We start from the raw sequence: 15,330 nt of genomic DNA on the forward strand, positions 1-15,330 counted from the left end.
GAGAACCTCATGTCGAATCACACTCGCCTACTGTTCACGGGATCGCTGCTGGCCATGGGGGTGATGGCTGCAGGAGCGGCTCAGGCCAACGAGCCAGAGTCATGTAGCACCGTGCGCTTCGCCGAGGTCGGTTGGACCGATATTACCGCGACCACCGCCGTGGCCCGGGAGTTGCTCGAGGGGCTTGGCTACGAGACGCGGGTCGACACCGTGTCGGTGCCGATCGCCTACAGTGGCATGCGCAACGGCGACTTCGACGTTTTTCTTGGTAACTGGATGCCGTCGATGGCATCGATCAGCGACCCCTATATCGAGGATGGTGACGTCGATCGCCTGAGCGCCAACCTCGAGGGTGCCAAGTACACCCTTGCCGTGCCGCAATACGTGCACGACGCAGGCGTGACCTCGGTGGCCGATCTCGACGACCACGCCGAGCAGTTCGAGAGCGTCATCTATGGCATCGAGGCCGGTAACGACGGCAACGAGCTGATCCAGGACATGATCGACGACGACGCCTTCGGGCTCGGCGATTGGCGTCTGCGCGACTCCAGTGAGGCGGGCATGCTGGCCGAGTTGCGCTCGAAGGTGGGCAATGAGGAGTGGATGGTATTCTTGGGCTGGGCACCTCATCCGATGAATACCAACTTCGACATGGCTTATCTGTCGGGTGCCGACGACTACTTTGGTCCCGACATGGGCGGTGCCACCGTCTATACCAACACCCGCGGCGGTTATGCCGAGGAGTGCGGAAACGTTGGCACGCTGCTCGACAACCTCGCCTTCACCCTGGAGATGGAAAACCAGCTGATGGCGGCCATCATGGACGACGGTGAGGATCCGCGTGACGCAGCCCGTGCGCATCTACAGGCGAATCCCGAGGTTCTCGATGAGTGGCTGGCCGGCGTCGAAACCCGTGACGGCGCCGAAGGCCTGGCGGCGGTACGTGCCGCGCTCGATATCGAGTCGTGATCCTTGCAAGGGGGCTTGTCAGGTGTGTCCGGCATAGGCATAATTCGCCCCCGTTACCCGCCTGGCAGCAGGCGGGTGACCCCCTGGCTACGTAGCTCAGCTGGTTAGAGCACATCACTCATAATGATGGGGTCCCCTGTTCGAATCAGGGCGTAGCCACCAGGATATTCCGACGACGCCCGATGCCCTTGGTATCGGGCGTCGTGCGTTGTGTGGGCGAGAAGCCAAAGCGGGCCAGGTGCTTGACCTCGGTGATCTGATCCGTATACTACGTCGCGTGTTCCGGGATGTTCCCCGATAGCTCAGTTGGTAGAGCAAATGACTGTTAATCATTGGGTCGCAGGTTCGAGTCCTGCTCGGGGAGCCATACGCTTCTTAATCCTCTGGAACATCACGACAGCCAAGCGATTCCCCGATAGCTCAGTTGGTAGAGCAAATGACTGTTAATCATTGGGTCGCAGGTTCGAGTCCTGCTCGGGGAGCCATCTCGCCGCTGTCTGCCTCGTAGTACGCACGTCATTCCCCGATAGCTCAGTTGGTAGAGCAAATGACTGTTAATCATTGGGTCGCAGGTTCGAGTCCTGCTCGGGGAGCCATCACCATCATGTGCCATATCACGCCGCTGTATTGAGCAAGCCTCCGCTTGACCGTTTCCGTGCGCGTGTGGTCTGTTCGATGGCCTATGTATCGTGTTATCCAAAGGGGTGCGTTGAGGTGTGGCGGAGGCTTGAAAGCTGGTCTATATTTTTCTTCCCGAAGGGCTTGCGCCGCATCCGGTAAATCCGTAAAGTACGCATCCGCTGCTGCCGACGGGCATACGTAGGCAGCGGTAGAGAGAAGGGCAAGCAGTTGGTTTTGTTGGGTTTTTCTTGTCGGGTCGAGAAGAAAAGCGATTGACAGGCCCGCCGGAAACGGTAGAATGCGCCCCACTCGAACGGCGCGTCGCAAGACGCTCGGGCAGGCGGAGTTCGCTGCGATGTGGTCGCACTGATCGCCACCGCCGAGGCTTGACAAGCCGCACCGTTTCAGTAGAATACGCCTTCCTCGCCGGGCGCTGGCGGCTCTTCACGAGCCACGGCAACAGCGAGACGCTCTTTAACAATCGATCAGGTAATTCATGTGGGCGCTTGTCGATGACGAGGTGATCAGTCACCACATCATCAAGGCAAGCGACTCGTCACCGATCTTCGGATCGGAATTGAGTAAACGTTTGAACCTTGAGCCAAGATTGGTTCGCTTTTGCCTGGTGTCTTCGGATGCTGGGTGAGCAAGAACCGCATTGATTGAAACTGAAGAGTTTGATCATGGCTCAGATTGAACGCTGGCGGCAGGCCTAACACATGCAAGTCGAGCGGTAACAGATCCAGCTTGCTGGATGCTGACGAGCGGCGGACGGGTGAGTAATGCATAGGAATCTGCCCGATAGTGGGGGATAACCTGGGGAAACCCAGGCTAATACCGCATACGTCCTACGGGAGAAAGCAGGGGCTCTTCGGACCTTGCGCTATCGGATGAGCCTATGTCGGATTAGCTTGTTGGTGAGGTAAAGGCTCACCAAGGCGACGATCCGTAGCTGGTCTGAGAGGATGATCAGCCACATCGGGACTGAGACACGGCCCGAACTCCTACGGGAGGCAGCAGTGGGGAATATTGGACAATGGGGGCAACCCTGATCCAGCCATGCCGCGTGTGTGAAGAAGGCCTTCGGGTTGTAAAGCACTTTCAGTGAGGAAGAAGGCCTTGGGCTTAATACGCTCGAGGAAGGACATCACTCACAGAAGAAGCACCGGCTAACTCCGTGCCAGCAGCCGCGGTAATACGGAGGGTGCGAGCGTTAATCGGAATTACTGGGCGTAAAGCGCGCGTAGGTGGCGTGATAAGCCGGTTGTGAAAGCCCCGGGCTCAACCTGGGAACGGCATCCGGAACTGTCATGCTAGAGTGCAGGAGAGGAAGGTAGAATTCCCGGTGTAGCGGTGAAATGCGTAGAGATCGGGAGGAATACCAGTGGCGAAGGCGGCCTTCTGGACTGACACTGACACTGAGGTGCGAAAGCGTGGGTAGCAAACAGGATTAGATACCCTGGTAGTCCACGCCGTAAACGATGTCGACTAGCCGTTGGGAGCCTCGAGTTCTTAGTGGCGCAGTTAACGCGATAAGTCGACCGCCTGGGGAGTACGGCCGCAAGGTTAAAACTCAAATGAATTGACGGGGGCCCGCACAAGCGGTGGAGCATGTGGTTTAATTCGATGCAACGCGAAGAACCTTACCTACCCTTGACATCTTCGGAAGCCGAGAGAGATCTTGGTGTGCCTTCGGGAACCGAAAGACAGGTGCTGCATGGCTGTCGTCAGCTCGTGTTGTGAAATGTTGGGTTAAGTCCCGTAACGAGCGCAACCCCTGTCCCTATTTGCCAGCGATTCGGTCGGGAACTCTAGGGAGACTGCCGGTGACAAACCGGAGGAAGGTGGGGACGACGTCAAGTCATCATGGCCCTTACGGGTAGGGCTACACACGTGCTACAATGGCAGGTACAAAGGGTTGCAAGACGGCGACGTGGAGCTAATCCCATAAAGCCTGCCTCAGTCCGGATCGGAGTCTGCAACTCGACTCCGTGAAGTCGGAATCGCTAGTAATCGTGAATCAGAATGTCACGGTGAATACGTTCCCGGGCCTTGTACACACCGCCCGTCACACCATGGGAGTGGACTGCACCAGAAGTGGTTAGCTTAACCCTCGGGGGAGCGATCACCACGGTGTGGTTCATGACTGGGGTGAAGTCGTAACAAGGTAGCCGTAGGGGAACCTGCGGCTGGATCACCTCCTTATCGACGCGTCATCTCGTGTCGGCAAGTGCTCACAATGAATTACCTGATCGGCCAGAGCAAAGACTGTGTTAGTAAGCTGGGTCTGTCGCTCAGTTGGTGAGAGCGCACCCCCTGACCTTAAATGGAAAGCAGGGTGAGGTCGGCCAGCGGGTTACCAGCGAGCTTGCAACGGTACAGTGCCGGGTCTGTAGCTCAGTTGGTTAGAGCGCACCCCTGATAAGGGTGAGGTCGGCAGTTCAAATCTGCCCAGACCCACCAAATTTGCGCGATACGTCGTTGAAAGACTCCTCGTATAGCAGGCTATACGTCGTCATCTTTCGCCTTGTCTCGCACAAATTACATTTCGCACGCTAAACGGCGGAAGAAATGTCAGGAGGGGCCATAGCTCAGCTGGGAGAGCGCCTGCCTTGCACGCAGGAGGTCAGCGGTTCGATCCCGCTTGGCTCCACCAAACTTCCTGATGCTACGTTGAAAGTCTCCTCGCATAGCGCACTATGCGTCGTCGCCTTTCGCCTTGCCTCAGATCGTTTGGCCGCTAGCGTCCAACAGTCGAATTACCTGATCGGATCCGCAGTCATAAGCCACCATCGCATCAGCCGATGACCGGTTTATGACTGTCGATTGACAGTCTGCTCTTTAACAATGTGAATCATGCTGACAAATTTCTCCGCAAGGAGAAATGCAAGATACGTTTCAAGCGTATCCGGCAATTGTCGTACGTAATCGCAGACCAGACCCTTTCGGGTTATATGGTCAAGCGATTAAGCGCACACGGTGGATGCCTAGGCAGCCAGAGGCGATGAAAGACGTGGAAGCCTGCGATAAGGCTCGGTGAGGTGGCAAACGACCTGTGACCCGGGCATTTCTGAATGGGGAAACCCACCCAGCATAAGCTGGGTATCCCACACTGAATCCATAGGTGTTGGGAGGCGAACCAGGGGAACTGAAACATCTAAGTACCCTGAGGAAAAGAAATCAACCGAGATTCCCCTAGTAGCGGCGAGCGAACGGGGACCAGCCCTTAAGCGTGTGACTGATTAGGCAAACGAGTTGGGAAACTCGACCATAGTGGGTGATAGTCCCGTAGCCGAAAATCTGATCACGTGAAATCGAGTAGGTCGGGGCACGTGAAACCTTGACTGAAGACGGGGGGACCATCCTCCAAGGCTAAATACTCCTGGCTGACCGATAGTGAACCAGTACCGTGAGGGAAAGGCGAAAAGAACCCCGGAGAGGGGAGTGAAATAGATCCTGAAACCGTGTGCGTACAAGCAGTGGGAGCCGACATGTTCGGTGACCGCGTACCTTTTGTATAATGGGTCAGCGACTTATATTCAGTGGCGAGCTTAACCGTATAGGGGAGGCGTAGGGAAACCGAGTCTTAACTGGGCGACCAGTCGCTGGATATAGACCCGAAACCGGGCGATCTATCCATGAGCAGGTTGAAGGTTGAGTAACATCAACTGGAGGACCGAACCAGGATCTGTTGAAAAAGATTTGGATGACTTGTGGATCGGAGTGAAAGGCTAATCAAGCCCGGAGATAGCTGGTTCTCCTCGAAAGCTATTTAGGTAGCGCCTCACGTATCACCGCCGGGGGTAGAGCACTGTTTCGGCTAGGGGGTCATCCCGACTTACCAACCCGAGGCAAACTCCGAATACCGGTGAGTGCGAGCGTGGGAGACACACAGCGGGTGCTAACGTCCGTTGTGAAAAGGGAAACAACCCAGACCGTCAGCTAAGGTCCCGAAATCCTGGTTAAGTGGGAAACGATGTGGGAAGGCTCAGACAGCTAGGAGGTTGGCTTAGAAGCAGCCATCCTTTAAAGAAAGCGTAATAGCTCACTAGTCGAGTCGGCCTGCGCGGAAGATGTAACGGGGCTAAACCAGGTACCGAAGCTACGGGTTCATCCTTAGGGATGAGCGGTAGAGGAGCGTCGTGTAAGCCGATGAAGGTGGATTGAGAAGTCTGCTGGAGGTATCACGAGTGCGAATGCTGACATGAGTAACGACAAGGGGAGTGAAAAACTCCCCCGCCGGAAGACCAAGGGTTTCTGTTCGATGCTAATCAGAGCAGAGTGAGTCGGCCCCTAAGGCGAGGCCGAAAGGCGTAGTCGATGGGAAACGGGTCAATATTCCCGTACCTGACATGGTTGCGATGGGGGGACGAAGAAGGCTAGGTGAGCCAGGCGTTGGTTGTCCTGGTGAAAGTCGGTAGGCTGAGGGTTTAGGCAAATCCGGATCCTCAAGGCCGAGAGACGAGACGAACAGACCACGGTCTGGAAGTCACTGATGCCACGCTTCCAGGAAAAGCCTCTAAGCTTCAGACCATGTGAGACCGTACCCCAAACCGACACAGGTGGTCAGGGTGAGAATCCTAAGGCGCTTGAGAGAACTCGGGTGAAGGAACTAGGCAAAATGGTGCCGTAACTTCGGGAGAAGGCACGCCGCGTTAGTGTGAAGGGACTTGCTCCCCGAGCACGAGGCGGTCGAAGATACCAGGTGGCTGCAACTGTTTATTAAAAACACAGCACTCTGCAAACGCGTAAGCGGACGTATAGGGTGTGACGCCTGCCCGGTGCCGGAAGGTTAATTGATGGTGTTAGCCGCAAGGCGAAGCTCTTGATCGAAGCCCCGGTAAACGGCGGCCGTAACTATAACGGTCCTAAGGTAGCGAAATTCCTTGTCGGGTAAGTTCCGACCTGCACGAATGGCGTAATGATGGCCACGCTGTCTCCACCCGAGACTCAGTGAAATTGAAATCGCAGTGAAGATGCTGTGTACCCGCGGCTAGACGGAAAGACCCCGTGAACCTTTACTATAGCTTCACACTGGATGCTGATGTTGCTTGTGTAGGATAGCTGGGAGGCTTAGAAACCCGGACGCCAGTTCGGGTGGAGCCAACCTTGAAATACCAGCCTGGCATCATTGGCGTTCTAACTCAGGCCCGTTATCCGGGTCGAGGACAGTGTGTGGTGGGTAGTTTGACTGGGGCGGTCTCCTCCCAAAGAGTAACGGAGGAGCACGAAGGTACCCTCAGCACGGTTGGAAATCGTGCATTGAGTGCAAGAGCATAAGGGTGCTTAACTGCGAGACAGACACGTCGAGCAGGTACGAAAGTAGGTTCTAGTGATCCGGTGGTTCTGTATGGAAGGGCCATCGCTCAACGGATAAAAGGTACTCCGGGGATAACAGGCTGATACCGCCCAAGAGTTCACATCGACGGCGGTGTTTGGCACCTCGATGTCGGCTCATCACATCCTGGGGCTGAAGTCGGTCCCAAGGGTATGGCTGTTCGCCATTTAAAGTGGTACGCGAGCTGGGTTTAGAACGTCGTGAGACAGTTCGGTCCCTATCTGCCGTGGGCGTCGGAAGTTTGAGAAGAGCTGCTCCTAGTACGAGAGGACCGGAGTGGACGCACCTCTGGTGTTCCGGTTGTCACGCCAGTGGCATTGCCGGGTAGCTATGTGCGGACAGGATAACCGCTGAAAGCATCTAAGCGGGAAGCCCCCTTCAAGATGAGACTTCCCTGAGGCTTTACGCCTCCTGAAGGGCCCAGCGAGACTAGCTGGTTGATAGGCACGGTGTGGAAGCACAGCAATGTGTTGAGCTAACGTGTACTAATGGCCCGTGAGGCTTGACCATATAACCCCAAGGGGTCTGTGGATTACGCGACAATTGACGGATGCGTTGAGACGTATTGGTTGGCATGATTCCCACGTTTTTCGCCTGACGACCATAGCGTGCGGGAACCACCTGATCCCATGCCGAACTCAGCAGTGAAACCGCTCAGCGCCGATGGTAGTGTGGGGTCTCCCCATGCGAGAGTAGGTCATCGTCAGGCACTTATACCAAAACCCCAGCTTCGGAAGAGGCTGGGGTTTTTTCATGGGCGTGGGGAAACCCGCTCTTTCTATGTGGGGCCGCTTCGCGGGCCGGCCCCTCGCCGGCTCGGGGCGTTCGACCGCCCTCGCGGCGGTGCCGCGAAGGGCCGGGCGGTCTCACCCCCATGCGAGAGTAGCGGAGCGCCGCCCGGGTCATCGTCAGGCACTTATTGCACAGAAAACCCAGCCATAAGGCTGGGTTTTTTGTTTAGAGAAAGGAATGTCTATCCCCAAACCCCGAGTACGCAAGTGCTCGGGGTTTCGTCGTTTTTGGGGCAGCGTCCTTGAGGCGGGCCTGGTGGCCGGCTAGACTGCCTGCCTTCAACAGGAGGTGATCGTGATTCCCCAGCACTTGTTGCTCTACTGTCGTCCCGGCTTCGAGTCGGACCTGTGCGCCGAGATCCAGGACAAGGCGGCACAGGCGGGCTGGGGCGGCCACGCCGAGGCTGCCCCAGAAAGCGGCTACGTGCGCTTTGTGGTGGCCGGCGACGAGGCAGTCAACGGCCTGCATCGTGACGTACCGCTGGCTTCGTTGGTATTCGCCCGCCAGAGCCTGGTGGCGCTTCCTCCACTAATGGGGATGGCGCGTGAGGATCGTCTGACGCCCATCGTCGAGCAGGTGATGGCCAGCGGCTGGAGCTTCGAGTCGCTGTGGCAGGAGACCCCGGACACTAATGACGGCAAGGCCCTGAGCGGATTGGCCAAGGCACTGGCACGGCCGCTGGAATCGGTATTGAAGAAACGCGGTGCGCTACGCCGTAAGGCCGGTGGGCGCCGCCTGCATCTGTGGTGGACGGCTGGCGACAGCGTGCAGCTGGGAATGAGTTTTCCCAACAACCGCAGTGAGCATCCCGGTGGCATTCTACGCCTGCGCTCCCCCCGCGAAGCGCCGAGCCGTTCGACGCTGAAACTCGAAGAGGCCTGGCACGTCTTCGTGCCGCGTGACGAGTGGGCAGCGCGACTCAACGATAGCATGCAGGCAGCCGATCTCGGTGCGGCACCTGGCGGTTGGACCTATCAGCTGGTGCGCAAGGGCATGTACGTCTATGCCATCGATAACGGCCCGATGGACAAGGGGCTGATGGCCACCGGCCAGGTCGATCATCTGCGCGAGGATGGGTTCGTATGGGAGCCGCCCAACCGCCTCGACTGGCTGGTCTGCGACATCGTCGACAAACCGGTGCGGGTGATCGAGATGATCGAGCGCTGGCTAGTACGGCGCTGGTGTCGAGAGGCGGTGTTCAATCTCAAGCTGCCGATGAAGCAGCGCTGGGCGGAAGTGCAGCGCTGCCTGGGGCGTTTGGCGGCCTCACTCGAGGAGGCCAACGTGACGGCTGAGATTCGCTGCCGACAGCTGTATCATGACCGGGAAGAGGTCACGGTACATGTTCGTCTGCTCGACTGAACGGCTCAGCGATGCTCGTAGACGCGAATGTGCTCTTCGTCGGCGAGTAGCGGCTTGACGCGCTGCATGACGCGCTCACGCTCGCTGCTGTGGAGCCAGTCCTTCCAGGCACTGAGGTCGCGCCACTGGGTAATCAGCAGGCGCCGTTCCGGGTGATGGCGCTCACAAAGGCTCTCGCCGGCGATGAAGCCGCGCGCGCTAACCGATGCCCGCATGGCTTCTCGCGCCGCCTGCTCGTACTCCTCTTCGAGACCGGGCATGATGCGGCGCTCGATGACGATCTTGATCATGTGACTACTCCATTCACCTGCTGACTCATCTACCCAAGAGGATACGAGAACGATCATGGCCGACCAAGTCGACGAACTTCCCAGCCACGATGTGGAGCTGGATACCACCGGCCTCTATTGCCCCGAGCCGATCATGCTGATGCACAGCCGCGTGCGGGATATGCAGGCTGGGCAGGTTCTCAAGGTCATTGCCAGCGATCCTGCAACCACCCGCGACATCCCGAAATTTTGCAGTTTCCTTGGCCATGAGCTGCTCATCCAGCGCGAGATGGATGACGGCTATCTGTACTTCGTGCGTCTCGGCTAAGCCTTGGCCGAACATCGTCGGCACGCGTCGATGCGTCTGACAACGCATGTGTCGTGTGGGACATGACCATTCAGCGTGCCACCATCAGCGCCAGGGCCTCCAGGGTCGTCGGGTCCTCGTCCTTGATGCGATTGGCGATGGCGCGCTGAAAGAAATACACCACCCGGTGCCGGCTATGTCCGGGATAGAGGCAGGGGTCGCCGGCCAGCACTGGGGTCGACTCGACCTTGCTTTCGTCGACCAGCAGCGCTTCGATTTGCCCATCGCTGTAGAGTCGCCAACCAAACACCTGCTTGAGTTGCCATGGCTGGCCTTCAGCGTCCATGCACAGGGCATGAGTGCCGAGGGTATCCGGCAATTGCTGTATCAGCGTCGCGGCATCGGTCTCTTCGTAGTCGAAATAGGCGGCGGCATGCTCGAGCTCGAACAGCTTGTGCTCGGGCGGATCGGTAAAAATCTCCTCGGTCTCGGGATCGCGATAGCCGACGAAGTGCCCATACTCGGGATCGTCCAGAGCGTGGCAGGGTGTCAACGATTCCATCCACGGCACCAGGCCGACGACCTCACCATCTTCTCGCAGGCCCCATGCCAGTAACGGCATGCCATACAGCGTGTCCGGATCGGAGGCGAGATGATAGAGCATCTCGAGGCCATCCAGTTCGGGCGCCAGGCGCACCAGGCGACGCTTGGCGTGCAGCCGTTGTCGCATGACCTCCAGGTCGATGACCTGGGCAGGGCGGGGGGACAGTGGGATTCCCATGATTACCCTCCTTGAGCGCGTTGTAACGGCAGTGGAACGGCCTGAATTCACTATTAGCACAGTCCTGCGAGTAAAGTTAACCCCAAGAACCATCTTCCTGACGTTGCTGGGTCAACGCACACTGCGTCGACCAGCGCTCGAGCAGCGACCGGTGGGTGTCATAGGCCTGGCGAAAGCGCAGCCAGGGCGCACTGGCATCGCCATTGTCGGCGCTGGTGGCCAGCCAGGTCTGGCGGTACCGTTCCGCTGCTGAGCGCGAGACGGGATGGGCGTCGAATACCGCGTTGACCGCGTTCAACCAGCGCTCGGCCTGGGACTCGAGGTGCGTCAGATAGGCGTCGACCTCGGCGCGTAGCGGGCTGCCATCGAAGTCGTCCAGGCGCTGGCAGGTCGGCGTTGCGTCGAGGGCGGAAGCGAGCATGCGGTTGCTCTCTTCGAGGCGCTGGGTGGTGAGCATCAGGCTGCGCAGCACCCGGGCGGTAAGGGGCTCGCGACTCAGTGTCTGGAGATGATCGGCGAGGGTCGAGCCGTCGGGCTCCCAGGCGGGATCGAACTGATGCAGAACGCCCTCCCTCAGGTACTCGAGAGCGGCGAGATGCGCCTCGAAGTCGATGTGTGACGCGACCGGCAGTGGCCGGCTGGCCCGCGAGAAATTGCCCACCCACTCGCTTGAGCCAAACAGGGCGTTCCAGCTGGCCCATGGCAGGTGCTCGGTCTTGGTGTCGGTGATGCGCTCCAGGCGTTGGCGGTCGCTGTCGGCGAGGTCATCCGGCACATCCGAGCGCCAGCAGGCGTCCAGGCGGCGCCAAAGTTCCAGTTCGTATAGCCAGCGCTGGCTGGGCACGGCGACGCGTCCTAGCTGGTTGTTGCGCTCCGCGACCAGCGAGGTGATCTGGCACTCACGCAGGGCATAGACGTTGAGCAGGCTTTCGCGTATCTCGGGAATCTCGAACAGGCGCTGGTCCTGGTCGGGGAAGGCGCCGATATTGTCGGGTGCCTGGGGTTCGGGGGCGCGCGCGTCGAGCGCCTCGGCGAGGCGCTGCTGATAGTCGCTCAGCAAGTCGTCGGCGTCGCTTCCGCCGCAGGCGGTAAGCAGGCTGGCGAGTAGCGCCGCGAATAACCCTCCGCGGGCATGATATAGGGCGTTAGCTACGCGGGATCTGCCATCGTCCATCTCTTACCGCCTTGCTGATCTTGTCCAGGCGCAGCCCCAGCAGGACGGCTGCCACCGTGAGGCCAAACACCAGGCCGATCCAATAGCCGTAGATGCCCAGCGGGTCGAGCCAGGCGCCGAGGCCGCGAGTGCCGAGCCAGTGCCCGCCCAGCAGGCCCACCAGCCAGTACGACACCAGGGTGATCGCCATGATGATGCGAGTGTCCTTGTAGCCGCGCAGGGCGCCGGCCATGTTGATCTGCAGGGCATCGGAGACCTGATAGATCATGGCCAGCACGATCAATGACAGCGCGAGCTGCTGCACCTCGACATTGTGAGTGTAAAGCGCGATCACCGGTTCCGAGGCGAACCAAAGAATCAGGTTATTGATGCCGGCGATCATTACGCACACAGCGATACCGTTCCAGGCCACGAAGCGTGCCAGCTCGGGCTTGCTGGCGCCGAGGGTATTGCCGACCCGCACCGTCAGCGCCATGCCCAGCGACAGTGGCAGCATGAACAGGATCGAGGTGAAGTTGAGTGCCACCTGATGGCCGGCCACCACCACCTCGCCGAAGCTGGCGATGAACAGAGCGATCAGCGTGAAGAGCGTGACCTCGACGAAGATCGCGACGCCGATCGGCACTCCGACGTAGAGCAACTCGCCGATCATGGCGCGTCGCGGCGGTGTTGGAGAGTGCCACAGCGTGACCGGCGCATAGGCCCGTGAACGCCGCGTATACAGCAGCATGGCCAGGCTCATCACCCACATCGATAGCGCGGTGGCGATGCCGCAGCCCAAGGCGCCCAGCGCCGGGAAGCCGGCCAGTGGCCCCGCCAGGTTCGGGCCGAACAGCGCCACCAGACCGTCGCCGCCGTAGATCAGCAGGTAGTTGGCGGGCACGTTGACGGCCAGGCCGACCAGGCTGATCCACAGCGAAGGGCGGGTATGGTTCATGCCATCGGAGAAGGCCCGCAGCGCCTGGAATAGCGCCACCCCGGGCATGCCGAAGGCGACCGCCGACAAGTAGGCGGCAGACAGCTCGGCGACGTTCTCGGGGACGTTCATCAGCCGGAAGATCGGCATCACCGTGAACCACAGCAGCAGCCCAGCCACCAGGCCGAGGGCCAAGGCCACCCACAGCGCCTGGTGGACGTTGGGGCGAATGCGCTCGACGTTGCCGCCGCCGAGCAGCTGAGCGACGATCGGCGTCAGCCCCATCAGAGTACCGGTCATGAACAGCATCAGCGGCAACCACAGGCTCGATCCCACCGACACCGCGGCAAGGTCGGCGGCGCTCAGGCGGCCGGTCATCATCACATCGGTGACGCCCATGCCGGCCTGGGCCAGCTGGGCGCCGCAGATCGGCAGCGCCAGGCGCATCAGCAGGCGGGTTTCGGTGCGCGAGCGTGCCAGCAGCGAAGAGCGGAACTGCACCAAGGGGGAATACTCCTTCTCGAAGGTACCGGGCACCCGATCCCGGTGCCCGAATAAGGCCCAGGGCTATCGCAGGCAGGTAGCAATGCTCGGGACTGATCCGCCGACAGGCCTGCGATCACCCTAGAGTGATGTCTGACTGCTTGGTCAGATTTGTCCGGGCAAGATAGTCTAGCAAGGCATAGGGATTTCCGCCCGCTTGCCGGAGCTTTATACTGTGCGACGCGAATTTCCGAGCGGAGAGCCTGGTGACCCACCGGTTGGACGATATCATTGCGCTGTTCGACGGGCTGTTCATGCCCGACTACCGTACTCGCCTGGTGCGCGGCGGCGATGAACCCCTCTATCTGCCGGCGGATGAGCGCTGCGACTACCATCGGGTCATCTTTGCGCGCGGTTTCTTTGCCAGTGCGCTGCATGAGATCAGCCACTGGTGCATTGCCGGGGCGCGGCGTCGCCGGTTGGAGGATTACGGCTACTGGTACCTGCCCGACGGCCGCGATGCCGACCAGCAGCAAGCCTTCGAGAATGCCGAGGTCTCCCCCCAGGCGCTGGAGCTGCTGTTGGCCGAGGCCTGTGGGCACCCTTTCAACGTCAGCGTCGACAATCTGGGCGAGGTGGAGGTGGACCGCGATGCCTTTCAGCGCCGCGTCGAGGCGCGCGCCGCGCGCTACCGCGAGGAGGGGTTGCCGTTACGAGCGGCGGCCATGGAGGCCGCGCTGAGAGCCTATTACCACCACGGACACTCGCTTGAGGCGGCCATCGATTTGGGTCTCACATCTGCGCCACTCCCTGTGTAGGAGCGACTTCAGTCGCGATGCAGCGCGCAGCGCTGCCATGCCGGAGCCACCCAACCCCAATCGTGACTGACGTCACGCCTACCTTAACTCTCTTCCGCCAGGCGCTGATGCAGCGCCAGCATTACCTGAACCTCCTGCTCGGGGCGCATCGGCTCCATACCCAGCTCGCCGAATAGCTCGCTGCGCGCGCGAGCCCACTCGCCGGGACCGAGGTCGGCATACAGCGACTCGGCGGGGGCTAGCTCGACGAAGGGATCGAGCCCGAAGACATCGAACAGCCGTGACAGGGCAGCCTCGTCGTCGCTGACGCCGGCGGTGTAGAGGGTGGCGCTGAAGTGATCGTTCTCCAGCTCGCGAATCACGTCCAGCGGGCTGACGCCGAGGTTTTCGAGCTCCTCGAGACTGTAGTCGCCGAGCGAGATCAGCTCATCGTTGAGCCAGTCGTCATCGGGCTGGATCAGGGTGTGCTTGACCTGTCCATCGGCCAGCGCCCAGGCAATGGCCAGCGGCAGGCCACCTTCTTCGCCGGTCTCGACGGCAATGAAGCCGGGAAAGTCGTCCATGTCAGGTCTCCTCGTGGAGCGCGTTGAGGCCAAAGAAGCGGCGAGCGGTATCGCTGGTGGCAGCGGCCAGCGCCGCCTCGTCGTCACCACGCCAGTGGGCGATCTCGGCGGCGATCCACGGCAGCAGGGCCGGCTCGTGGCGGCGTCCCTTGAGTTTGGCAGGTAAATGGCGCGGCAGCAGATAGGGGCAGTCGGTTTCCAGCATCAGCCGGGTGGCGGGAATCTCCCCGACCAGCTCGCGCAGGTGATGGCCGCGGCGCTCGTCGCAGATCCAGCCGGTCAGGCCGATATGCAGATCGAGATCCAGGTAACCGTAAAGCGTGGAGCGTTCGCCGGTGAAGCAGTGCACCACGGCGTGGGCGATATCGTCACGCCACGCCTTGAGGATCTCCAGCATGCGGCTGCCGGCATCGCGCTCGTGGATGAACAGCGGCAGGCCGCTCTCCACGGCCAGGCCCAGCTGGGCCTCGAAGGCATGCTCCTGCTCGGCGGGGGTGGAGAAATTGCGGTTGAAATCGAGGCCGCATTCGCCTACCGCGACCACCTCGGGCTGGCGGTGCAGCTCGCGCATGTCGGCCTCCAGCGAGCTATCCCACTGGCTGGCATCGTGGGGATGGACGCCGGCGGTGGCATACAGCCGCGATGCGTGGCCGCGGTGATGGCGGGCCATCTCGACGGCCTGCGCGGCGTGCGCGCGGTCGGTGCCGGTGAGGATCAGCTCATTGACGTTGGCCGCTCGGGCGCGCCGCAGGACCGCGTCCAGATCATGGGTGAAGCTCTCATGGGTGAGATTGGCACCGATATCCACCAGCGGTGCAGGGCTCACCCGCTGCAGCGCCTCGGGTAGAAAGTCGTCGAAGGTGTCGGTCGGCTCGGCCACGCCAGCGCTCCCTTGGTAAATCGAGGGCGTATTGTACCTGCAAGGCCGCGCCGACGA

General features: G+C 60.3%; 10 protein-coding genes, 6 tRNA genes and 3 rRNA genes. 13 read left to right on the top strand and 6 right to left on the bottom strand.

Translation table 11 applies throughout. The features are described 5' to 3' along the window. Positions 1-9: 9 nt before the first annotated feature. The 11 genes from BWR19_06780 to BWR19_06830 all read left to right on the top strand — a co-directional run bounded on the left by BWR19_06780 (position 10) and on the right by BWR19_06830 (position 9,082). Positions 10-969, top strand: coding sequence for a glycine/betaine ABC transporter substrate-binding protein (locus BWR19_06780; protein ID APX92668.1), 960 nt, complete (start codon positions 10-12; stop codon positions 967-969). 85 nt (positions 970-1,054) lie between these two features. Further along, positions 1,055-1,131, top strand: a tRNA-Met gene (locus tag BWR19_06785). A gap of 129 nt (positions 1,132-1,260) precedes the next feature. Then, positions 1,261-1,336 (top strand) — tRNA-Asn (locus BWR19_06790). A 42-nt stretch (positions 1,337-1,378) separates the two neighbouring features. Beyond that, a tRNA-Asn gene (locus tag BWR19_06795) sits at positions 1,379-1,454 on the top strand. A gap of 35 nt (positions 1,455-1,489) precedes the next feature. Then, positions 1,490-1,565, top strand: a tRNA-Asn gene (locus tag BWR19_06800). A 690-nt stretch (positions 1,566-2,255) separates the two neighbouring features. Continuing rightward, positions 2,256-3,800, top strand: a 16S ribosomal RNA gene (locus BWR19_06805). 176 nt (positions 3,801-3,976) lie between these two features. Beyond that, positions 3,977-4,053 (top strand) — tRNA-Ile (locus BWR19_06810). Between the two features lie 117 nt (positions 4,054-4,170). Then, positions 4,171-4,246: transfer RNA gene (locus tag BWR19_06815), tRNA-Ala, on the top strand. 293 nt (positions 4,247-4,539) lie between these two features. Beyond that, positions 4,540-7,453, top strand: a 23S ribosomal RNA gene (locus BWR19_06820). Positions 7,454-7,521: 68 nt separating this feature from the next. Continuing rightward, positions 7,522-7,637, top strand: a 5S ribosomal RNA gene (gene rrf / locus BWR19_06825). Together the 16S, 23S and 5S rRNA genes with 2 tRNA genes alongside form the textbook arrangement of a ribosomal RNA operon. A gap of 377 nt (positions 7,638-8,014) precedes the next feature. Next, positions 8,015-9,082 carry a 23S rRNA (cytidine(2498)-2'-O)-methyltransferase RlmM gene (locus BWR19_06830; protein APX92669.1) on the top strand — a complete coding sequence of 356 codons (1,068 nt, stop codon included), beginning with the start codon at positions 8,015-8,017 and terminating at the stop codon, positions 9,080-9,082. A gap of 5 nt (positions 9,083-9,087) precedes the next feature. On the opposite strand, the gene BWR19_06835 is transcribed toward BWR19_06830, so the two are convergent. Next, complete coding sequence (locus tag BWR19_06835; GenBank protein ID APX92670.1) at positions 9,088-9,372, bottom strand: antibiotic biosynthesis monooxygenase; 285 nt, start codon at positions 9,370-9,372, stop codon at positions 9,088-9,090. A gap of 55 nt (positions 9,373-9,427) precedes the next feature. Between BWR19_06835 and BWR19_06840 the strand changes: the two genes are divergently transcribed. Then, on the top strand, positions 9,428-9,679 hold the full coding sequence (locus BWR19_06840) for a sulfurtransferase TusA (protein ID APX92671.1): 252 nt from the start codon (positions 9,428-9,430) through the stop codon (positions 9,677-9,679). A 70-nt stretch (positions 9,680-9,749) separates the two neighbouring features. On the opposite strand, the gene BWR19_06845 is transcribed toward BWR19_06840, so the two are convergent. The 3 genes from BWR19_06845 to BWR19_06855 all read right to left on the bottom strand — a co-directional run bounded on the left by BWR19_06845 (position 9,750) and on the right by BWR19_06855 (position 12,976). Further along, positions 9,750-10,439: a hypothetical protein gene (locus BWR19_06845; protein ID APX92672.1), complete on the bottom strand. Its 690-nt coding sequence runs from the start codon at positions 10,437-10,439 to the stop codon at positions 9,750-9,752. 76 nt (positions 10,440-10,515) lie between these two features. Then, the gene (locus BWR19_06850) at positions 10,516-11,613 is read right to left on the bottom strand and encodes a hypothetical protein (protein APX92673.1); all 1,098 of its coding nucleotides are present in this window, start codon (positions 11,611-11,613) and stop codon (positions 10,516-10,518) included. Next, complete coding sequence (locus tag BWR19_06855; protein ID APX94929.1) at positions 11,585-12,976, bottom strand: MATE family efflux transporter; 1,392 nt, start codon at positions 12,974-12,976, stop codon at positions 11,585-11,587. The genes BWR19_06850 and BWR19_06855 overlap by 29 nt, the downstream gene beginning before the upstream one ends. A gap of 302 nt (positions 12,977-13,278) precedes the next feature. On the opposite strand from BWR19_06855, the gene BWR19_06860 reads away from it, so the two are divergent. Continuing rightward, positions 13,279-13,830, top strand: coding sequence for a transporting ATPase (locus BWR19_06860; protein APX92674.1), 552 nt, complete (start codon positions 13,279-13,281; stop codon positions 13,828-13,830). Between the two features lie 83 nt (positions 13,831-13,913). Here BWR19_06860 and BWR19_06865 read toward each other — a convergent pair whose 3' ends face one another. Beyond that, complete coding sequence (locus BWR19_06865) at positions 13,914-14,393, bottom strand: hypothetical protein (GenBank protein APX92675.1); 480 nt, start codon at positions 14,391-14,393, stop codon at positions 13,914-13,916. A 1-nt stretch (position 14,394) separates the two neighbouring features. Then, entirely contained in the window at positions 14,395-15,273 is an 879-nt protein-coding gene (locus BWR19_06870) for a hydrolase TatD (protein APX92676.1), read from the bottom strand. Positions 15,274-15,330: the final 57 nt, after the last annotated feature.

It is taken from the genome of Halomonas sp. 1513, assembly GCA_001971685.1.
GTDB lineage: Bacteria > Pseudomonadota > Gammaproteobacteria > Pseudomonadales > Halomonadaceae > Franzmannia.